The following is a 20,339-nucleotide window of genomic DNA, read 5'->3' as shown; positions in this document are numbered from 1 at the left end:
TTTTGTAATATTGATTGGATTGCACCGCTTGTCATGCATCAAGCTGGCGGGAGGACGGCCTTCTCTGTCATCTGCTGCGCATGTTTTCGCGACTATTTCTGGGCGAGAAAACATGACCGTGATTCCGACACGGTCCAGCATAAGGTCTTTGTGGAGTGAATATTTGTGACGCAAGATAGATATCGGTCGCTTGCCGGTTCGTCCAACGCATCGCCCAATGCCATCAGAACAAGCCTGTCCTTGCGTCTGTTGCGTCGGGATGTGCTGTTGGGCGGCATCGGGGCCATGGTCGCCCATGGCGTCGCCGGTGCGCCATCGCGCGCCCAGGCCGCGACCGACGATCCGGACGTCGCACGCTTCTTGGACATCTCCCACTGCCTGACGGATCGGCCGCACCTTGATCCGCGGATCGGTGCCGCCCTGTATGGCGGGATCATCCATTCCGCTCCCGCCCGCAAGGACCAGTTGTCCAGGCTTCATGACATCATGGCGAGCGGTCACCTGACGACGGCTTCGGATCTGGCAAAGGCCGCCGAACAGGCCGACGCCGGCCTGAAGGACGTCATCCATGACATCATGGTTGCGTGGTATCGCGGCGTCGCGGACGGCAAGGTCGTGGTGTACCGCTCCGCCCTGATGTTCGACATCACCAGGGACGCGATCTATCCCAAGACCTATGCGGCCGGCGGTCCCTTCTACTGGACCACGCAGCCGCCCGAAGTGGCACGCCCGACCGGACAGCCCGCGCTGTCGCCGTCCCCGTTCGTCGTGGAACCCACCTGAGAGCCTGACCTGAAATGCGCGCAGGCGGCGATCCAGCGCGTGTTTCCTGTGCTTCGGTGCTCACGGCCATCAAGGCCGCTCCGCTCCGATGCTCGGAAACACACACCGGGCGCGGCCCGTTCCGGGCCGCTCTCGCTCGCCAGCTCACATTTCAGGTCAGGCTCTAAGAAACCGGAAAAGTCTCATCCATGTCTTCAGACCAGAATCTTTCCGCCGATGTCGTCATCGTCGGGTCCGGTGTCGCGGGCAGCTCCATTGCCAACGAACTGGTGCGCGCCGGAATTTCCGTCATTGTTCTCGAAGCCGGCCCCCGCGTGGATCGCCAGCATTTCGTCGAGAATTTCCGCAACCTGGAGAACAAGCCTTCCTATCAGGGCCCCTTCCCCTCTACGCCGTGGGCGCCGCATCCGCCCAACCAGATCACGCCGAACAAGTACCTGCATACGACGGGGCCGAACGCCGAGGCGTATCAGCAGGTCTATCTGCGCATGATGGGCGGCACGACCTGGCACTGGGCCGGATGTGCGTGGCGTTATCTGCCGTCGGATTTCGAACTTAAGTCCCGCTACGGGCAGGGGCGCGACTGGGCGCTGAAATATGACGAGCTGGAGCCGTTCTATTATCAGGCCGAGATCATGATGGGTGTCTGTGGTCCGGACCCGAAGATCGAGGATCTCGGCTCACCACGGCGCCAGCCCTACCCGATGGACGCACTGCCGATTTCCTACGCCGCGCAGCAGTTCCGCAAGCTTATCGGCGAGCAGACGCCTTGGCGCGTGGTCCATGAGCCGCAGGCCCGCAACACGCGGCCGTATGACGGGCGCCCGACCTGCGAAGGCCATAACAACTGCATGCCGATCTGCCCGATCGGGGCCATGTATAACGGCAGCTATTCCGTCTATCACGCCGAGGCGGCGGGGGCGCAGTTCATTGCCAATGCCGTCGTGTACAAGATCGAGCGGGATGCGGCGAACAAGAAGGTTACGGCGGTTCATTACTACGATCCGGACAAGGGCTCGCACCGCGTCACCGGCAAGTATTTCGTGATCGCCGCACACTGCATCGAGACGGCGAAGCTGCTGCTGGTTTCCGCCGACGAGCAGAGCCCGGATGGCATCGCCAACAGTTCGGGCCATGTCGGCCGGAACATGATGGACCATACCGGCGTGCAGGTCACGTTCATCAGCGGCGACAAGGCCCTTTGGCCCGGTCGCGGCCCGCTGGAAACCAACGTCATCGACAATTTCCGCGATGGCGACTGGCGCAATGAACGCGGGGCCTACCTGGTGCATATGGTGGATGACAACCAGGTGGATTTCGCCACGCAGATGGCCATTGCGAAAGGCTATGTCGGGCGGGACCTGGAAGAGCAGATCCGCTATCTGGCCTCCCACACCGTCCGTCTGTTCAGCCACAACGAGGCACTTCCCGACCCCGACAACCGGCTGACGCTCAGCAGGACGGAAAAGGATGCGCTCGGTATTCCGCATCCCGAGGTCTACTACAAGCTGCCGGAATACACGGTGCGGAGTTGTGAGCACACGCGGGGCGTGTTCAAGCAGCTTATCGGCCTGATGCACGGAACGGACGAGGAGTGGACCCCCGGCTACTTCCCGCAGGATCATCCTTCCGGCAGCACCATCATGGGAACGGATCCGAAGGATTCCGTCGTGGACGGGCAGTGCCGGACGCACGACCACGAAAACCTCTTCATTGCGAGTTCCTCCGTCTTCTCGACGGTCGGAACGGGCAATATCACCCTGACGGTGGCCGCCCTCGCGCTTCGTGTTGCCGATACGCTGAAAAAAGAATTGCTCCATGCCTGATATCAAAAAAATCCTTGGGTCATTTCTGGTCGGCGGAGCGGTTCTGGCGGGTCTCGGCGCCCATGCCGCACGGGCGGCCGACGACGAGCAGGCCCTCATGTCCCGGGGCGCCTATCTGGCGACGGCCGCGGATTGCATTGCCTGTCATACCCGGCCTGGCGGCAAGTCGTTTGCGGGTGGGCTGAAGATCTCGACACCGAAGGGTGACGTGATTTCCACCAACATCACGCCGGACGCCGAGCATGGCATCGGCAGCTACACGGAAGCCGACTTCGAAAAGGCGCTACGCCATGGCGTGCGGAAGGACGGCGCGTATCTTTATCCCGTGATGCCCTATGTCTCCTATGCGGGCCTGACGGACCAGGACGTCAAGGCTCTCTACACCTGGTTCATGCATGGCGTGCGCCCCGTAGCCGAGAAGCCGCCCGAGACGCAGCTTAATTTCCCCAGCAATATCCGCCTGTCCATGATGGCGTGGAACACGCTGGCGGGACGCGAGAAGCAGGAGACCGGGGATTCCGCGACCTACGACAAGCTGAGGCGCGGACATTATCTGGCGACCGCGCTAGCACATTGCGGAACCTGCCATACCCCGCGCAATTTCATGCTGGTTGAAAAGCAGGATCGATATCTGGCCGGCGCGCCCTTGGAGGGCTGGTACGCGCCGAATATCACCCCCAGCAAGACGGGCGGTATCGGCGACTGGAGCCAGGATGACCTCGTCGCCTACCTGAAGACCGGCCACGCCAAGGGACGCAGCCAGGCTGCCGGCCCGATGGGTGAGGCCGTCGAGCATAGCACCAGCCACCTGACGGATGAGGACCTCCAGGCTCTGGCGGCCTTTATCAGGCAGGTGCCGTCTTACGATGACGATATGGACCGTCAGGCCCGCGACAGCTTCGGCAAGGCGATCGACAATTCCGACCTTCGTTCCGGCGAACTGACCCGGATCGACGATCTGGGCGAAATGAGCGGCGCCCGGATCTATGATGGCAATTGCGCCGCCTGCCACGGGCAGGACGGCGCGGGAACGGCTGACCAGTATGCGCCTTCCCTCTATGCCAACTCTGTCGTCGGGTCCGCGCGCCCCGACAATCTCATCATGGCCATTGTCTATGGGGTAAATCGGACGACACCCGACGGTCATGCGGGGATGCCCGGCTTCGGCCGCAATTCGGACGTGCAGCGTCTCAGCAATGAGGAAATCGCCCGCCTCGTGAATTATGTGACCGCGACGTTCGGAAGCGGAGACCACCATGTGACGGCCGAGCAGGTGGGAAGTGCCCGAACCGATCATCTTGAAAAGACGGTCAGTCATGTATCGGTCAAGACTTCGTCCGACGCGCACTGAAACGAATCAGGGCCTGTAAACTGCCCGCCTTGCAAGGGCCGGCGGGAATACGGGTTTTGATCGCAACGACCGGGGCCGAATTTGCTCGTGGAATGGAGAGGCCGGAGATGCCCTCTCCATTCCACGCAATATCAAGAAGCAGCACGGTGTCTTGCGGCCTGATGGCCGCGCGAAGGTGCGCCCGTCCCTATTTTGATATCGGAGAAATTTGACCTTGCCCCCCTGAAAACTCAATCTTGAGCATCCGAACTCGTACGGCTTCTCCTCTGATTTTCGGGACTGACCTCAAACCTTTGCGCGTCCGACGATATCCATCAGTTGCTCATAGCTGGTGACGACATCGTATTTGACCAGACCATGACTGACATGGCACTCGATCTCATCGAAAAACTTCCTCGCACAAGCTATTTTGGTTTTCTCGATCTCGCGGAGCTTCATTGAGGACATTGTGCCTTTGGTTTCCGCGACGAAGTAGATGTGCTTGACGCGGCCTTCCTTGAAAGCAATTGCCCAATCAGGGTTATAGTCGCCTACAGGTGTCGGGATCAGGAAACCACGCGGCAACTTGGCGTAGACCACGACCTCGCTAGCAGTATCCAGTTTCTCAACGAATTCGCGTTCGATTCCGGAGTCGGCAACAACGTAGTCATAGATGTGGTGTTTAAGTCTAGCTGAAGCCTTGGAAAAATCCTGGCCTGTCTGGTTTGCTGTAAAGATATCCACATCATACCGCTCGGACAGACCGTCGTAGGCGAGCCGTTCGATGATCATCGTGGCCTTCTGTTCGGCGATGATCCGAGAAGCCTCCGCAATGAAGTGCTCGGGGTTCTCCTTGAACTGGCCAAACACACCGGCCTGAATCCTGGTGAGAATATCAGCCACAGTCTTACGCGTCAGCTCGGTCTTTTCCGCGACCTTACCAAGAAGATCGTATTTCACGAGGCAATGGATGGAGCCACCGCGTTCGGTTGTCGAGTCCAAAAGGGCGAAACCGTCGCCGGCCTTCAATTGTTCATCGGTCAGCTCGTCACCCTGGAGGCCGATCTGCACGGTGTATTGAAGCGGCGTGACCCGAAGCTGGCTGTCGAGCGCGCTCACGCATTTGCGGACCAGTTCGTTGGAATCGAATTCGACGCGATAGACAGCCTTCTGGTTAATTCGCCGCCAGAGTTCCTGGAATTCCTTCTTGTCGACATTGTCGTTCAGCGGATTGATCCTGGATTTCCGGCCATCGTCCACCTTCGGCAACTGGGCATCGCTGAATATGCTGTCGACAATCTGGAAAATCTGATCCGCGTAAGGCTTCAGGTCGTCCGGTAACGCTGGCAGAGTCCCGGCCTCTCTGGCCTCGTGGTAGGCTGGGGTTATCTGATCTGTTTCGTCCGAGTAGCCGTTCTTCAACAAATAACGATAGATCTGCCTTGCCATCGCTGGCGTGATCTCGATCAGGCCCGCATCGGTTGCGATGGTCTTCCCGGTGAAATAGGCCTCGGTCGCCTTCCGGGGGCGGGATGTGAGCGCGTCGGCAATCTCTTTCTGGAGATCGCTTACAAAAGCCTTATAGCTCTCGCTGGCCACGACGGTCAGCACATTGATGTCGTGGACCACAGCGGGGTTGTCCATACGGTCGCCGTGTTTATCCACTGACAGGCGCAGTCCACGGCCAATCTCCTGGCGGCGCGAGATCGTGTTGTCGCTGTGCTTGAGCATACACATGACGAACACGTTGGGATTGTCCCACCCTTCTCGAAGAGCCGAGTGCGAGAAGATAAAGCGAGTCGGTTCGTTGAAGGATAACAGCCGTTCCTTGTCCTTCAGAATCAGATCATAGGCATCCACATCGTCGGATTGCCCTTTGCCAGCGCCGGTTTTTGCGATGACGGGATCTCTCAGATGCCTGGTTTTCTTGTCGATCGAGAAATAACCCTTATGCGTTCTGGCTACATCGATACCTGCCAAATACTTCCTGTAATGCCCGTTATCGATCCCCAGCTTCTCCAAATATTCCGCTTTGAGAAGTTCATACTCTTCCTCAAACACGCCGGCATATTCGCCTTTTTCATCGGGCCGCGCGTAGTCGCGATACTTCACCACCTCATCGATGAAGAACAGTGAGAGCACTTTGATGCCCTGGGCGAAAAGCTGATGCTCCTTGTCGAGATGCGCCCTGATCGTCTCACGGATCTGGATACGCCTTATGTCGCGCTCAGACACATCTCCGGTTGCCTCGCCGGCATGAAGCACCAGGCCATTCGTAAACTCCACTGTGTCATTGCGGGCATCGATTTGCGCGATCGTAAAGCCGTTACGATACTGGTCCAGTTCTCCGGACTCGGCGAACAGGTTGTCACGCAATTCCAGCCGTCTGAGCTGACGTTTGATCTCGCCAGACTTCAACTTGACCTCGATTTCGATGCGCGCAACCGGTGCCTGCTTCGAGATGTCCATGCCTTCGAGATAGAGATAGACATTGGTGCCAGCGAAGCCGCGCGTCTGTATGCCACGCACGGCGATCTTCTTCACCAGCTTCTGGTTATAGGCATCGAGGGCATCGAGCCGATGGACGCGATTATGTTCGGTTCGGTGCGTCGCCGAGTAGCGCAGGATCATCAGAGGTTTGAATTTGGGAAGCGCCTCCATCGTGGCGGCACCTTCCATCTTCTGCGGCTCATCGAGGATCAGGATCGGCCGGTTGCTGGCAATGACGTCGATGGGCTTGCGCGACTGGAAATCGTCCAGTTCGTCATGGATACGCCGGTTATCGATGCCCCGAGCGTTGAACGCCTGGATGTTGATCACCATGACGTTGATACCGGCATCCGACGAAAAACTCTCCAGTTCGTGCAGTCGCCTGGAATTGTAGATGAAGAAACGCGCCTTCTTGCCGTAGCTCTCGATGAAATGGTCGGCGGTGATCTGAAGCGATTTGTAAACGCCCTCACGGATGGCGATGCTCGGCACTATGATAATGAATTTCGACCAGCCGTAGCGCTTGTTTATCTCGAACATGGTCTTGATGTAGCAGTAGGTCTTGCCCGTGCCCGTTTCCATCTCGATATCGAGATTGAAACGGCATCCAGCGCTGGAAACCAGCTTGTCCGACATCGGCAGATTCTGGCGACGTTGGACATCCCTGATATTGGCCAGCACCTGAAGGTCCGGCAGGACCAGGTCGGCATTTTTGAAGCCATCATACTCGGCCTCTGGCCGGTAGTGCTCACCTTTCCTCACCTGCCCAGGATCGATCCGATACGTGATAGCACTTGCCATCGGCTGCCCGGTGAAGCAGTCCACCACCGCATCGACGGCTTGGGTCTGATAGGGCTGGACCTTGAATTTCAGCTTCATATCAGTTCCTTCAGATCGACCGGACGTCGGTGCCAGGGGAAAGCTGGCGAAACACCTGCTCGACGTTGATCTTCACAGCATCCGATACAAAGCCGTTATCACGGAAAACAACGCGCGCCGGTTCGCGACCAGCAAGCTCCTTCACCAACCCTTCAGTCACGCCGGTATCGAAGCAGGCGATCAGGGCATTTTCATCTACGAAGAAGACATTCTTGCCCTGCACCGCCTCGCGCTGGATCGGAAGCGTCAGGTCCACGCCCCAATCGACCAGCACCTGGAATAGCAAATCCTCGGGAGTTCGATCCGGCTTAATGTTATCGACTGCCTGAAGCAGATCCTTTTGATCGACCTGATCGGGACGATAGTACACCTCCTGCATGTTCGATGTATCTACCTTGAGAACGCGGAAACCGATATCAACACGATCGTTGACACCTTCCTCCTTTATCTTTCTCCCGGCCCGCTTTATGCGCTCTTTGGCGATCGATGCGATCGTTGGCACCAGTTTTAATTTCGCGCAAAAATTATAACCAGCTTTCTGATTCTTGTCGGATTCGTCCAATTCCTCCGGCAACTGGACAAGGATAAATCGGACCTCGCTGTCATGTTCTTTATTGAACTCCATCACGCCATGAGCAGTTGATCCTGATCCAGCAAAGAAATCTAAAACAATGTCTCCTTTATCTATCTGAGCTATTTCGCAAAGATATTTGATAAGGGAGGTCGGCTTTGCAAAAGAGAAAGGGACGCCCAAATCTGCCAATTCACGAGAACTGTTTTGATTGATATGTTGCTCAATCAGGCTATTAGGCTTTGCAGACGAATTGGCAATGACGTCATTGAGATAAGTTTTAGTGTATACGTTCCAATTGACTGATTCTCCATCCGCTCCCACCAGATTGGAAGAACGTACCTTCTTGACAACTATTTCATTTCGTTTCGAGAGATAAGCATCTCTACTCCATCGCCACACTTTGTCATCATTTGACTCTGGAAGTACCTGCGCCCCATCAACGCGCTCGTCAGGAAAAACATTTCCTGGAGGGATTAGTAGCGTTCCATCAGGTGCCTCAATGAAGTACCTCTGATTGGGACGGGAGTCCAAGCTCGACATATAGAGACGTACAAGCTGATACTTCTCGCCAGTGCGAGGTCCTTCAGTTTCTACTTGGTCATAAGCATCATAGTTTATACCACCGAAAAAAACGGGGCATTTTTCTCTTGTTTTTGCGTAGGTCAGTATGTAGTCAAAATTCGGAGCCCAAAAATCCCCCTTATTGTTGGCTTTTTTCGAAACCCGGCATGCGCATCCGAGAAAATTGTCAGTGCCAAACACATCATCGCATAGCTTTTTTAGATTTGATTGCTCATTATCAGAGATAGAAATGAAAATCACACCATTCTCTGACAGTAGATTTCGCGCAAGCCTCAAGCGAGAATACATCATACTTAGCCAATCCGAATGGAACCGACCATTGGATTCCTGGTTTGCTACCAATCGATTGCCGTATTCATCTGCTTGAAGAGTGGATATCATGTATTCGTCAAAATCGCCGACAAAATCATCGTCGTATATAAAATCATTTCCTGTATTATATGGGGGATCAATATAGATTAATCTGATCGCTCCGAGATACGCCTCCAAGAGCAATTTGAGAGCTTCAAGATTATCTCCCTCGATGAATAGATTTCTGGTCTGATCGAAATTGATGCTTTCATCGAACGAAGGTCGTAGCGTTTTAGCGATCGGCGCGTTGGCATTTAGCAATGCCTCTCTCTTTCCCGGCCAATTCAGAACGAACCGTTCCTCCGGTCCCTCGACGATCTGGGCGCTCAGTTCCTGCCGAAGCTGATCGAAGTCGACTGCCAGACGCAGCTGCCCGGTTTCATCGTCGTGTGCCTCAGTCACACAGCCAGGGAATAGATCACGGATTTTCGCGATGTTCTCTTGGGTCAGATCGGGACTATGCATTTTCAGCTTTTCCATACGTGCCCTCTTATTTCCTCGCCTTGGCGCCGACGGCTTCGCCTATGGTCAGTCGTTCCAGCTTCTGCTTTGCTACGCGCTTAAAGTGCTCGACATAGTATCAAGAGAAATCATGGCGTCAGACTCATTGAGTGCCATACATTACGCCACAAAAAATTGCTGCCTGGCGATACCGTTCGGTGCCTGAAAATGCCGGACCAAAACATAAAAAAGCCCGCATTTCTGCGGGCTTTTAGGCACTTTCATGTCTGTTGATACCAGCCTATGCCAGACGCGGGATCATTCCCACTCGATCGTGCCGGGCGGCTTCGACGTGATATCGTAGGTGACGCGGTTGATGCCACGCACTTCGTTTACGATGCGGCTGGCGACGCGGTTCAGGAAGCCGATGTCGAACGGATAGACATCGGCCGTCATGCCGTCGGTGCTGGTGACCGCGCGCAGGGCGCAGGCGTAATCGTAGGTGCGGCCGTCGCCCATCACGCCGACGGTGCGGACCGGGAGCAGCACCGCGAAGGCCTGCCAGATCGCGTCATACAGGCCGGCGCCGCGGATTTCCTCCAGGAAGATCGTGTCCACCTGGCGCAGCAGGGCCAGCTTGTCGCGGTCGATCGCGCCGGGGATGCGGATGGCCAGGCCCGGGCCGGGGAACGGGTGGCGGCCGACGATATTTTCGGGAATGCCCAGTTCGCGGCCCAGTTCGCGGACCTCGTCCTTGAACAGTTCGCGCAGCGGCTCGACCAGTTGCATCTTCATGCGGTCCGGCAGGCCGCCCACATTGTGGTGCGACTTGATGGTGACCGACGGGCCGCCGGTGAAGCTGACGCTCTCGATCACGTCCGGATACAGCGTGCCCTGGGCGAGGAACTCGGCACCGCCCAGCTTCGCGGCCTCTTCCTCGAACACCTCGACGAACAGGCGGCCGATGGTCTTGCGCTTTACCTCCGGGTCCGTCACGCCTTCCAGGGCCGACAGGAAGAGGTCCGACGCATCGCGGTGGATCAGCTTGATGTTGAAGCGGCCACGGAAGGTCTTGACCACCTCATCGGCCTCACCGGCCCGCAGGATGCCGGGGTCGACGAAGATGCAGGTGAGTTGGTCGCCGATCGCCTCGTGGATCAGCACCGCCGCCACCGAGGAATCGACGCCGCCCGACAGGCCGCAGATCACCCTGCCCTTGCCGACCTGCTGGCGGATGCGGGCGATTTCCATGTCGCGGAAGCCGGCCATGGTCCAGGTGCCCTGGCAGCCCGCCACGCCGTGGGTGAAATTGCGCAGCAGGGCCGCGCCGTGCGGCGTATGCACCACTTCGGGGTGGAACTGCACGCCATACAGGCGCCGCCCCTCGTCCGCGATGATGGCGTAGGGCGCGCCCTCGCTGACGGCCACGGCACGGAAGCCGGGCGGCAGCTTCGTCACGCGGTCGCCATGGCTCATCCAGACCTGCTCGCGCCCGCCGCGCGTCCAGGTGCCACGGAACAGCGCGCAATCCTCGACGATATCGACATGCGCCCGGCCGAATTCACGATGCGCGTGGGTTTCCACCGCGCCGCCCAACTGGAGGCACATCGCCTGCTGCCCGTAGCAGATGCCCAGCACCGGCACGTTCAGGGCGAACACAACGTCGGGGATGCGCGGTGCGTTGTCGTCCAGCACGCTGGCCGGGCCGCCCGAGAGGATGATGCCGCGCGGGGCGAAGGCGCGGATCTTCGCCTCGTCGGTGGAGAACGGCCAGATCTCGCAGTAAACGCCGCTCTCGCGCACGCGGCGGGCGATCAGCTGCGTGACCTGGCTGCCGAAATCCAGGATCAGAATCCGGTCCTGATGCAACGCCGCGTCCAGCGTCGTCTCCTTGGGCAGGGTCTGGGTGGAACCGGCGGTCTTCACATCGTCGCTCATCGTTGCTCTTTCGGTCGCGGCGTTACGGTCGCAGGGCGCGCTGCGCGGACCGGGCGGGCCGTGCAGGAGCCGGATATGCGTCGACACAGACTATAGTGCAAGCCCGCAGCGGGCAGCACCCTATGGTCCGCCGGCCCGCCCGCGCCCATATTGGCGGACAGACCCAAGGTGTTACGGAGCCCGAACGTGCCCCTCTTCCGACTGGACCGCCCTCTGCTTCCCTCGCGTGCGTACGGCCATGCTCGCGCGGCGATCGCCGGTGCCTTCATCATTGCCCTGTCGGCGGCGGGCCTGTCGCCGGCCGGGGCGGCCGCACCGGCAATCGACGCCGCCAAGGACCCGGTGGGCATCTGGACGGGCACGCTGGTCGTCGATCGCGGCATCTGCCCCGAGACGCGCGCGCCCTCCACCTTGCAGATCGAAAGCAAGCGCATCGCCTTCACGCCCGCCGACGGCGTTCATACCCTGCGCGGGCAGCGCGATGGGGCGTCGGGTCCGTTGCACGCCCAACTCGTGCTGAGCGACATGAACCGCAAGCCCTTTCCCATGGTGTTCGAAGGCACGCCCGACGGTGCCGCCATCCAGGGCACCTACGGCACGCCGCGCTGCCGGGCCCATGTCGTGCTCACCCGCCCGCAATCGCGCGCCATGGAGCATTTCATGGGCCACTGAAACCGCCTCGCCAGACGCATGCGCCGCGATGAAGGCCGGTTGCCTGATCCATTCGGTTGCGACATGGTGCCAGCACGCAAAAAACGTGACATCTCCGCAACGGCGGACAGAGCAGGAGCGCCTGGCTTGACCCTTCCTTTCCATCGCCTGGGCGGCGTGATCGGCCTGGCGGCCGCCCTGTGCCTGACCAGCAGCCTGGGCCATGCCGCTCCGCCTCCGCCGGCTGCTCCCGCCGCCGCATCGTCCCTGACGGTGCAGACGGGCAGCGACATTCCCGCCCATGTCACCTTCCCCACCGCCGCGCGCGACTACGTCAAGCGCGAGGTCATGATCCCGATGCGCGACGGGGTGAAGCTGCATACGGTGATCGTGATTCCGCGTGATGCCCATGAGGCGCCGATCCTGCTGACGCGCACGCCCTATCATGCCTCGCAGCGGCTCAACCGGGTGGAGGACGCGCCGACCATGCGCGCGCTGCTGCCCCAGGGCGACGATGTGTTCGTCGAGTCCGGCTATATCCGCGTGTTCCAGGATATTCGCGGCAAATACGGCTCGGAGGGCGACTATGTGATGACGCGCCCGGTGCGCGGCCCGCTGAACCCCACCCACACCGACGAAGTCACCGATGCGTGGGACACGATCGACTGGCTGGTACACAACCTGCCGCAGTCCAACGGGCGCGTGGGCATGCTGGGCTCGTCCTATGAAGGCTTCACGGTCGTCATGGCGCTGCTGAACCCGCACCCGGCGCTGAAGGTCGCGGCCCCGGAAAGCCCGATGGTCGATGGCTGGATGGGTGACGACTGGTACCATTACGGTGCCTTCCGCCAGGGTGGGCTGGACTATTTCACCGACCAGATGACGGTGCGCGGCTCGGGCTCGTCCATTCCGCGCGTCGATCGCGACGACTACACCAACTTCCTGCGCGCGGGTTCGGCCGCGCAGTTCGCCTCCGCCGCCGGGCTGGACCAGTTTCCGTGGTGGCAGCGCATGCTGGCCCATCCGGATTATGATTCCTTCTGGCAGGATCAGGCGCTGGACAAGCTGATCACCCGCCATCCGCTGACCGTTCCCACCATCTGGGAACAGGGGTTGTGGGACCAGGAAGATATGTGGGGTGCCATCCATTCCTGGCAGGCGCTGAAGGCGACCAGCCCGAACGTGCCCAACGTGCTGGTGATGGGCCCGTGGCGCCACAGCCAGGTGAATTACGATGGCTCGGAACTCGGCCCGCTGCACTGGAATGGCGACACCGCGCACCAGTTCCGCGCCGAGGTGCTGCTGCCCTTCTTCAACCAGTATCTGCGCCCCGGATCGCCCGACGCGCACCTGCCGGAAGCCATCATCTACAATTCCGGCGAGAACCACTGGGACCGCTTTCCGCACTGGCCGCTGGCATGCGACGACAAGGGCTGCGACCAGAAGCTGAAGCCGCTCTATCTTCAGGCCGGCTACAGCCTGTCGTTCGACCACCCGGCCACCGGGCAGGATTCCTACGTGTCCGACCCGGCGCATCCGGTGCCGTTCGTGGAGCGCCCGTTCAATTTCGCGAGCGACGGGCCGCGCTGGAAGACCTGGCTGGTGCAGGACCAGCGGCCCGCCGAGAGCCGCCCGGACGTGCTGACCTATGAAACGCCGGTCCTGACCAAGTCGGTCCGTGTCAGCGGCGTGCCGGTGGCCGACCTGTTCGCGGCGACCAGCGGCACCGATTCCGACTGGGTGGTGAAGCTGATCGACGTGATGCCCGCCACCGACGGCGACCGGCCGGAAATGGGCGGATACGAACTGGCGGTGTCGATGGATATCTTCCGTGGCCGCTACCGCGAAGGGTTCGACCATCCGGTGGCCGCGGTGCCCAACGCGACGGCGCGCTATCGCTTCACGCTGCCGGCGGTCAACCACGTGTTCAAGCCCGGACACCGGATCATGGTGCAGATCCAGTCCTCGCTGTTCCCGCTCTATGACCGCAACCCGCAGACCTTCGTGCCCAACGTGCTGCGTGCCACGGCGCATGATTATGTCGCCGCCACCCAGACCATCCATCGGGGTGGGGAGCAGTCGACGGCCATCTGGCTGCCGGTCGTTCCCTGACTGACCCGGCCGGTATGGTGGCGCCGGAGGCGGGCATGCGGTTAAGATCGCCGCATGACCGCTTCTTCCATCGTCTCGGCTGCCATTCTGTCCGTTGTTGTCCGTGGGCCGCGCCTGCTGCTGATCCGGCGCGCCAACCCGCCGGATCAGGGGCTGTGGGGCTTCCCTGGCGGGCGGATCGAGCATGGCGAGACCCTGTTCCAGGCGGCGGAACGCGAACTGCGTGAGGAAACCGGCTTCGTGACCCGCGCGCAGGGCGTGCTGACGGCATTCGACGTGCTGGACCGCCTGCCCGAGGGCGGCCTGCGCTTTCATTATGTCATCGCCGTCGTGCGCTGCGCCGATTCCGGCCAGACCGACATCCGTGCCGCCGATGACGCCGTTGCCGTCGACTGGTTCACCCTGGAGCAGATCCGCGCCGCACCCGAACGCATGAGCCCGGGCCTGCTGGAACTGGGCACGCTGGCGCTCTCCGACCGGGGAGTGGCGCCATGGCCCGTTCCCGGCGGCGACCCCCGCCGTCTTATCCCCGCAGAGGACCATGCATCATGACATCTGGCCGCCATATCCTGCTGGTGGAAGACGAATCCGCCATTGCCGACCTGATCTGCACGGCGCTGGAATCCTCCGACCTGCGCGTTACCGCCTGCGCGGGCGTGCAGTCGGCCCTGGACGCGATGGAGCGGGGTGCGGTCGATCTGGCCATTCTCGATCTTTCGCTACCCGATGGGCCGCCGGACCGCCTGGTCGCCCGGTTGAGGGCGGCGGGCGTTCCCCTGATCGCCATCAGTGGCGACCCGGCACGGCTGGCGGCCTTCGCGCCCGGCCCTACATTGGAAAAACCCTTCCGGGTCCGCGCATTGATGGATCTGGTGCGCGCCACGCTGGCCGGCGCGGCGGGATAGGGGCGCGCTATTCCCCTGCCGGCAGGCGCGCGGCGCCGGCAAGTGAGCCGGACGCCAGCGTGACGCGGAAGATGGCATAGCGTTCCGCCACATTGCCCTTGCGCGCCCGCTCGACGGTGCCGATCCGCGTGGCGCTGCTGAATGGCGACAGATCGAGATCGCGCAACCGCCGCATGCTGCACAGGAACACGCCGCTGCCCCCCGCCGGGCGGGGCAGGTCGAACAAGGCCCAGCGCGGCTCGATGCCGATTACGGTCCGGCGCGGGAGGGCCAGGGCCAGTTCCGAGGCCAGCCCGTATTCGTCGGCCGCCACGAACGTGCCGGGCGCGGCCAATTCGTCGACCGCCCGTGCCAGCCCCTGCCAGCCGGCCATCTGCCGCAAAGTGATGTCGAGATGCGGCGAGAGCGAAACCGGCGCGAGCGTGGACTGGACATAGACCAGCAGCGTGAGCGCGAACCCCAGGGCCGCGCCCGCGCGCCAGAAGCGCCAGACGGGTGACGCGGCCAGAATGGCCATGGCGGGATAGAGCAGCACCGGCCAGTTGGCCTGCACGCGGTCGCCCAGCGCGTGCTGCGCGAACACGAGGCCGGCCGGCACGATCCACCATAGCAGCACCGTCGCACCCGGATCGCGGCCGGCCCGGCGCCACGCCCGCCACAGGCCGCCACCGAACGCCAGCGCGACCAGCGGCGTCATCAGGCCAAGCTGCCCGCCCGCCAGTTCCGAGAGGAACTGCACGGCGCGCGCCGGCCGCCAGTCCCCTGCCCGGCCGCCCTGGCGCACGAAACTGGCCCAATGGTGCGCCTCGTTCCAGCCGATGACGGGCAGGAATAAGAGCGCGGCCAGTACGGCCCCGCACCACGGCCACGGCGTGCGCAGCCACGGCCGGCCGGAGCGGCTGCACAGACACCACAGAACCAGGCCGCCGGCCGGCAGCACGGCGGTATATTTGCTGTCGCACGCCAGGCCGAGCGCCGCCCCCAGCACCTGCCACCATACGCCCCGGCCGGTGGCCAGCAGCCGGCCCAATGCCCACAGCGCCAGCGTCATGAAGAACAGCAGCGGCGTATCCGGCGTCATCATCACCGCGCCGATGCCCAGCGCCAGCGTGGCGTTGAGCAGCACGCCCGCCCGCACCATCCGGCCGGCCGGCGGCCCGTCGCCATATCCCAGGTCGCGGGCGGCCAGGGCCAGAAACAGCGTGCCGACCGCCGCCGAAAGCGGACCCAGCAGCCGCACCCCCAGGGCGCCGTTGCCCAGCAGGGCGGTGCCCGCGCGGATCCACAGGGCCACCATCGGAGGGTGGTCCAGATAGCCTGGAGCCAGCGCGCGCGACCAGACCCAATAATAGGCCTCGTCCGGCGAGAGCGGCGTGCAGGCCGCCACCAGCATGCGCGCCACCGTCACCCCGACAAGGGCCAGGACCCATCGCGACAGGTCGGGGCCGGCCCGTTCGCCGCCGGTCATCGCACGCGCCAGATCAGGGTCGAGGACACGGCATAATTCCACACCACCGCGATCGCGGCCCCGGCGGCCCCCGCCAGGCCCCATTGGCCGTCACGGCTGAAAATCGCCCGCGCGATGCCGACATCGGCAATGGCACCCGCCGAACAGATGACCATGAACAGCCCCAGCCCCAGCCACATCCGGGCCCCGCGCAGTCGCCGGTCGCGATAGGTCAGGGCGTTGTTCATCCAGAAATTGGTCACCATGGCCACCAGCGTGCCCAGCCACTGGCCGGTCGTGAAATCGGCGCCGAAACGCCGGCCGACCTCCAGAACCGCCAGATTGACCAGGATACCGACCAGCCCCACCAGCGAGAACGCGACGAACCGGGTCGGCAGGAACCCCCGGCACAGCTTGTCGGCCAGCATCGCCACGAACTGCACCAGTACCAGGATATCCAGCTTGCTCTCGCCCGCCGCGCGGGGGCGGAAGACGAACGGCACCTCCAGCACCCGGGGCCGCCGGGGTGCGGAGAGGAACACATCCAGCAGGATCTTGAAGCCGGTGCCGGAAAGGCGCGGCACCGTGCGCGCGAACAGGTCGCGGCGCATGGCGAAGAAACCGCTCATCGGATCGCCCAGCCTGACCGGCAGGGTCATCTGCACCAGGCGGATGCCGGAGTCGGAGAGGAATGTCCGCCAGCCATTGGCCAGGCCGGCATTGTCGCCGCCGGCCACATGGCGGCTGCCCACCGCGATGTCGTAGCCGTCGCACGCCACGGCGTCGATCATGCGGCCCAGGCACGATTCGTCATGCTGCATGTCGCCATCCATGACGGCGACGATCCGCGCGGAAGACGACAGCACGCCTTCGATCACCGCCGAGGACAGGCCGCGCCGCCCCACGCGCAGCAATCCGCGCACGCGGCCGTCACGCTCCGCCAGGGCCCGGACCTCGTCGATCGTGCCGTCGGGCGAACTGTCATCGACGAAGATCACCTCCCATTCCCGCCCCGTCAGAGCATGGGAGAGTGCCGCGACCAGCGGGCGCACATTGGCCCGCTCGTTATAGCAGGGCACGACGATGCTGACCTCCGCCGCCGGACGCATCGGGCCGGCGATCGCCGCGTCGTCAGCGCCATCCCCCGATGCGGGGCCGACCGGGCCCCGGACGGGAATCATGCGCCGTCTGTATCGCCGAAGGGCTGGGCCAGCGGCTGCACCGGCACGCCGGCGCGGCTGAGGGAGGTGCGGATGGTCTGCAAGGTCTGGACCCGGCTGACATGCGGGCTCTCGGTCAGGCGGCGCGTCAACTGGTTTTCATGCGCCGCGTCGCGCGCCACCAGCCGGACCAGGAAATCGCCGCCGCCCCGGATCATGTGGCACTCCCGCACCTCCGGCCAGCCGGCGACCTGGGCCTCGAAGGCGGTCAGGACCGTTTCCTTCTGGCTGTCCAGCCCGATCAGGGCGAACAGGGTGATCGTCCACCCCAGAAGTGCGGCGTCGGTGTCGGCATGGTAGCCGCGAATCAGCCCTTCCTCTTCCAGCCGGCGTACGCGCCGCAGGCACGGTGGGGCGGAAATGCCAACCCGACGCGCGAGTTCCACGTTGGTCATGCGGCCATCCGCCTGGAGTTCCGCTACGATCCGACGGTCAATCGCATCCAGATCCATCACGTCAGTTTTGTCCGTCCCTGAATATCAAACCACAGGATACGGTATGCGCCCCGCGCCGAAAAGAGTATCCCGATCCCGACATCGGATCCCGCAATGGCTTGTGCCTGGCGCGCCGCGCGGCCATATCCCATGCAGCTTGAACAGACCTGTGCCGAGTCCATGACCCATACCCATTCGACCGACCTGCTCGTGATCGGCGCCGGCCCCGCCGGCTACACCGCCGCCATCTACGCCGCCCGCGCCAACCTGAAGCCGATTCTGGTTGCCGGCCTCCAGCCCGGCGGCCAGTTGATGATCACGACGGACGTGGAGAACTATCCGGGCTTCGCCCGGGGCATCCAGGGCCCCGAGCTGATGGAGCAGATGGCCGCCCAGGCCGCCCATGTCGGCACGCGCATCATCCACGACATCATCACGGAATGTGCGCTGGGCAAGCGCGAGGCGGACGAGCCCTTTCGCCTCGTCGGCGATTCGGGCGATGTCTATCTTGCCCGCTCGGTGGTGATCGCGACCGGCGCGCAGGCGAAATGGCTGGGGATTCCCGGCGAATCCGAATATCAGGGCGCCGGAGTCTCGGCCTGCGCCACCTGCGACGGGTTTTTCTATCGCGGCCGCACGGTGGCCGTCATCGGCGGCGGCAATACCGCGGTCGAGGAAGCGCTGTACCTGACGCATCATGCCGAGCATGTTTATCTGATCCACCGGCGCGACAGCCTGCGTGCCGAGAAGATCCTGCAGGACCGGCTGTTCGCGCACCCCAAGATCACGATGAAGTGGAACCGGGTGGCCGAAGAGATCATCGCGGACGGCGAGCCGCCGGTGGTGACCGGCATCACCCTGCGTGACACCGAAACCGGCGCCCGGGAAGAGCTGTCGGTCGACGGCGTTTTCGTCGCCATCGGCCATGCGCCGCATACGGAAATCTTCCGTGGCCAGGTCGAAACCGACGACGAGGGATATATCGTGACGAAGCCTGGCGGGACCCGTACTTCGGTGCCCGGCGTGTTCGCGGCCGGCGACGTGCAGGACAAGATCTACCGCCAGGCGATCACGGCTGCGGGAACAGGCTGCATGGCGGCGCTGGAAGCGGAACGTTTCCTGGCCGGAATCCCGGGCTGACCTCCATCAAATCCTTGACCGAACGGCCGGTTTCGGTCACCAAAAGTAACTTTGGTTTCACTATCCCTCCTGTCAGGATCGGAGCGTAGCATTGGACTGGGACAAACTCCGTATTTTTCATGCGGTGGCCGAGGCCGGTTCGTTCACGCATGCGGGCGACGTGCTCAATCTTAGCCAGTCCGCGGTTTCGCGACAGATTTCGGCACTGGAGGAAGCCCTTCAGGTTCCGCTGTTCCATCGCCATGCCCGTGGCCTGATCCTGACCGAGCAGGGCGAGACCCTGAACCAGACGGTGCGGGAAGTGTTCTCGAAACTGGCGATGACGCAGTCCCTGCTGACCGAAAGCAAGGAAAAGGCCGCCGGCCGCCTGCGCGTGACCACGACGACGGGCTTCGGCACCTGTTGGCTGACGCCGCGCCTGCACCGGTTCATGGAAACCAATCCCGACATCACGATCACCCTGATCCTGGAAGATAACGACCTGGACCTGGGCATGCGCGAGGCCGATGTCGCCGTGCGGATGCATCCGCCGCGCCAGCCCGACCTGATCCAGCGCCACCTCGCGGATTTTCCGCTGCCGATCTATGCCGCCCCCAGCTATCTGGAGGAATACGGCACCCCCCAGACCCTCGACGAACTGTCGGCCCACAAGCTGGTGCTGTTCGGCGGCTATCATCCGCCCGTCCCGCACATCAACTGGCTGGCGGAAGCCGGCGTGCCGTCCGACGAGAAGCGGGGCGCGCGGCTTGAGGTCAACAGCCTGCCGGCGATGGCATCGGCCATTTCGGCCGGAGTCGGAATCGGCTCGGTACCGCTTTACGCGACCGGACCGCATTCGAATCTGGTCAAGATCTTGCCCGAAGTGCCGCTGCCGACCGTCGATGCCTATTTCGTCTATCCGGAAGAACTGCGCACCTCGAAGCGGGTCGCCGTGTTCCGCGACTTCCTGCTGTCGGAAATCAATGGCCGCCACCACTAAGCGGGCCGGCAGCGTCCGCAAGGGACCGCAGGACCGATGAGCAGCCGCGACAAGCAGGGAAGCGCCCCGGGGAAACAGGCCTATGAAGCCCGCCGGGCCGCGAAGGCCGGCGTGAGCCTGGATAACTGGCTGGCCCGCAAGGAAGATACCCGCAAGGCCGCCTCTGCCCCCCAGGCGCAGCCCAACCCCGTGCTGGCCCAGGCGCGCTCGGTCTGGCGCCGCCTCATCGACCGCGCCCACCGACCCCTGTAAGAGGC

16 protein-coding genes are annotated in these 20,339 nt (G+C 62.4%); 10 read left to right on the top strand and 6 right to left on the bottom strand.

Annotation, left to right across the window (positions count from 1 at the left end; translation table 11 throughout):
• Window positions 1–165: 165 nt before the first annotated feature.
• The 3 genes from ACMAUO_RS00530 (at window position 166) to ACMAUO_RS00520 (ending at window position 3,960) form a co-directional block, all read left to right on the top strand.
• The gene (locus ACMAUO_RS00530; RefSeq protein WP_420355057.1) at window positions 166–783 is read left to right on the top strand and encodes a sorbitol dehydrogenase family protein; all 618 of its coding nucleotides are present in this window, start codon (window positions 166–168) and stop codon (window positions 781–783) included.
• Window positions 784–971: 188 nt separating this feature from the next.
• Window positions 972–2,609 (top strand): GMC family oxidoreductase, encoded by a 1,638-nt coding sequence (locus tag ACMAUO_RS00525; RefSeq protein WP_420355056.1) that lies wholly within the window; start codon window positions 972–974, stop codon window positions 2,607–2,609.
• Window positions 2,602–3,960 carry a c-type cytochrome gene (locus ACMAUO_RS00520; RefSeq protein ID WP_420355055.1) on the top strand — a complete coding sequence of 453 codons (1,359 nt, stop codon included), beginning with the start codon at window positions 2,602–2,604 and terminating at the stop codon, window positions 3,958–3,960. The genes ACMAUO_RS00525 and ACMAUO_RS00520 overlap by 8 nt, the downstream gene beginning before the upstream one ends.
• A gap of 285 nt (window positions 3,961–4,245) precedes the next feature.
• Here the strand turns inward: ACMAUO_RS00520 and ACMAUO_RS00515 are convergent, their stop codons facing one another.
• The 3 genes from ACMAUO_RS00515 to guaA form a co-directional block, all read right to left on the bottom strand.
• The gene (locus tag ACMAUO_RS00515) at window positions 4,246–7,308 is read right to left on the bottom strand and encodes a type III restriction-modification system endonuclease (protein ID WP_420355054.1); all 3,063 of its coding nucleotides are present in this window, start codon (window positions 7,306–7,308) and stop codon (window positions 4,246–4,248) included.
• Window positions 7,309–7,318: 10 nt separating this feature from the next.
• On the bottom strand, window positions 7,319–9,295 hold the full coding sequence (locus ACMAUO_RS00510) for a site-specific DNA-methyltransferase (RefSeq protein ID WP_420355053.1): 1,977 nt from the start codon (window positions 9,293–9,295) through the stop codon (window positions 7,319–7,321).
• Between the two features lie 279 nt (window positions 9,296–9,574).
• The gene (gene guaA, locus ACMAUO_RS00505; RefSeq protein WP_420355052.1) at window positions 9,575–11,194 is read right to left on the bottom strand and encodes a glutamine-hydrolyzing GMP synthase; all 1,620 of its coding nucleotides are present in this window, start codon (window positions 11,192–11,194) and stop codon (window positions 9,575–9,577) included.
• Window positions 11,195–11,380: 186 nt separating this feature from the next.
• Between guaA and ACMAUO_RS00500 the strand changes: the two genes are divergently transcribed.
• From ACMAUO_RS00500 to ACMAUO_RS00485, 4 genes are all read left to right on the top strand, one after another.
• The gene (locus ACMAUO_RS00500; RefSeq protein WP_420355051.1) at window positions 11,381–11,866 is read left to right on the top strand and encodes a hypothetical protein; all 486 of its coding nucleotides are present in this window, start codon (window positions 11,381–11,383) and stop codon (window positions 11,864–11,866) included.
• Between the two features lie 126 nt (window positions 11,867–11,992).
• Entirely contained in the window at window positions 11,993–13,957 is a 1,965-nt protein-coding gene (locus ACMAUO_RS00495; RefSeq protein ID WP_420355050.1) for a CocE/NonD family hydrolase, read from the top strand.
• A gap of 54 nt (window positions 13,958–14,011) precedes the next feature.
• Entirely contained in the window at window positions 14,012–14,509 is a 498-nt protein-coding gene (locus tag ACMAUO_RS00490) for an NUDIX hydrolase (RefSeq protein ID WP_420355049.1), read from the top strand.
• On the top strand, window positions 14,506–14,862 hold the full coding sequence (locus tag ACMAUO_RS00485) for a response regulator (RefSeq protein WP_420355048.1): 357 nt from the start codon (window positions 14,506–14,508) through the stop codon (window positions 14,860–14,862). The genes ACMAUO_RS00490 and ACMAUO_RS00485 overlap by 4 nt, the downstream gene beginning before the upstream one ends.
• A 7-nt stretch (window positions 14,863–14,869) precedes the next feature.
• On the opposite strand, the gene ACMAUO_RS00480 is transcribed toward ACMAUO_RS00485, so the two are convergent.
• From ACMAUO_RS00480 to ACMAUO_RS00470, 3 genes are all read right to left on the bottom strand, one after another.
• Window positions 14,870–16,330 (bottom strand): ArnT family glycosyltransferase, encoded by a 1,461-nt coding sequence (locus ACMAUO_RS00480; protein ID WP_420355047.1) that lies wholly within the window; start codon window positions 16,328–16,330, stop codon window positions 14,870–14,872.
• Window positions 16,327–17,418 carry a glycosyltransferase gene (locus ACMAUO_RS00475; RefSeq protein ID WP_420357155.1) on the bottom strand — a complete coding sequence of 364 codons (1,092 nt, stop codon included), beginning with the start codon at window positions 17,416–17,418 and terminating at the stop codon, window positions 16,327–16,329. Before ACMAUO_RS00475 ends, ACMAUO_RS00480 begins: the two co-directional genes overlap by 4 nt.
• Window positions 17,419–17,486: 68 nt before the next feature.
• On the bottom strand, window positions 17,487–17,981 hold the full coding sequence (locus ACMAUO_RS00470; protein WP_114727977.1) for an Lrp/AsnC family transcriptional regulator: 495 nt from the start codon (window positions 17,979–17,981) through the stop codon (window positions 17,487–17,489).
• Between the two features lie 162 nt (window positions 17,982–18,143).
• Between ACMAUO_RS00470 and trxB the strand changes: the two genes are divergently transcribed.
• The 3 genes from trxB to ACMAUO_RS00455 all read left to right on the top strand — a co-directional run bounded on the left by trxB (window position 18,144) and on the right by ACMAUO_RS00455 (window position 20,334).
• The gene (gene trxB, locus ACMAUO_RS00465) at window positions 18,144–19,103 is read left to right on the top strand and encodes a thioredoxin-disulfide reductase (RefSeq protein ID WP_420357154.1); all 960 of its coding nucleotides are present in this window, start codon (window positions 18,144–18,146) and stop codon (window positions 19,101–19,103) included.
• 91 nt (window positions 19,104–19,194) lie between these two features.
• Window positions 19,195–20,082 carry a LysR family transcriptional regulator gene (locus ACMAUO_RS00460; RefSeq protein WP_420355046.1) on the top strand — a complete coding sequence of 296 codons (888 nt, stop codon included), beginning with the start codon at window positions 19,195–19,197 and terminating at the stop codon, window positions 20,080–20,082.
• Between the two features lie 36 nt (window positions 20,083–20,118).
• Window positions 20,119–20,334 (top strand): hypothetical protein, encoded by a 216-nt coding sequence (locus ACMAUO_RS00455; protein WP_420355045.1) that lies wholly within the window; start codon window positions 20,119–20,121, stop codon window positions 20,332–20,334.
• The last annotated feature ends 5 nt before the right edge of the window (window positions 20,335–20,339 follow it).

This window comes from Gluconacetobacter brunescens, assembly GCF_048695475.1.
GTDB lineage: Bacteria > Pseudomonadota > Alphaproteobacteria > Acetobacterales > Acetobacteraceae > Gluconacetobacter.
The sequence above is the reverse complement of the archived record's forward strand: the minus strand, read 5'-3'. Positions and strand labels throughout refer to the sequence as shown.

Coding starts and splice junctions, on each gene's coding strand:
- ACMAUO_RS00510 (WP_420355053.1), bottom strand. CDS start 9,295: ATGGAAAAGCTGAAAATGCATAGTCCCGATCTGACCCAAGAGAACATC.
- ACMAUO_RS00480 (WP_420355047.1), bottom strand. CDS start 16,330: ATGACCGGCGGCGAACGGGCCGGCCCCGACCTGTCGCGATGGGTCCTG.
- ACMAUO_RS00455 (WP_420355045.1), top strand. CDS start 20,119: ATGAGCAGCCGCGACAAGCAGGGAAGCGCCCCGGGGAAACAGGCCTAT.
- ACMAUO_RS00520 (WP_420355055.1), top strand. CDS start 2,602: ATGCCTGATATCAAAAAAATCCTTGGGTCATTTCTGGTCGGCGGAGCG.
- trxB (WP_420357154.1), top strand. CDS start 18,144: ATGACCCATACCCATTCGACCGACCTGCTCGTGATCGGCGCCGGCCCC.
- ACMAUO_RS00525 (WP_420355056.1), top strand. CDS start 972: ATGTCTTCAGACCAGAATCTTTCCGCCGATGTCGTCATCGTCGGGTCC.
- ACMAUO_RS00475 (WP_420357155.1), bottom strand. CDS start 17,418: ATGCGTCCGGCGGCGGAGGTCAGCATCGTCGTGCCCTGCTATAACGAG.
- ACMAUO_RS00515 (WP_420355054.1), bottom strand. CDS start 7,308: ATGAAGCTGAAATTCAAGGTCCAGCCCTATCAGACCCAAGCCGTCGAT.
- ACMAUO_RS00485 (WP_420355048.1), top strand. CDS start 14,506: ATGACATCTGGCCGCCATATCCTGCTGGTGGAAGACGAATCCGCCATT.
- ACMAUO_RS00490 (WP_420355049.1), top strand. CDS start 14,012: ATGACCGCTTCTTCCATCGTCTCGGCTGCCATTCTGTCCGTTGTTGTC.
- ACMAUO_RS00470 (WP_114727977.1), bottom strand. CDS start 17,981: ATGGATCTGGATGCGATTGACCGTCGGATCGTAGCGGAACTCCAGGCG.
- guaA (WP_420355052.1), bottom strand. CDS start 11,194: ATGAGCGACGATGTGAAGACCGCCGGTTCCACCCAGACCCTGCCCAAG.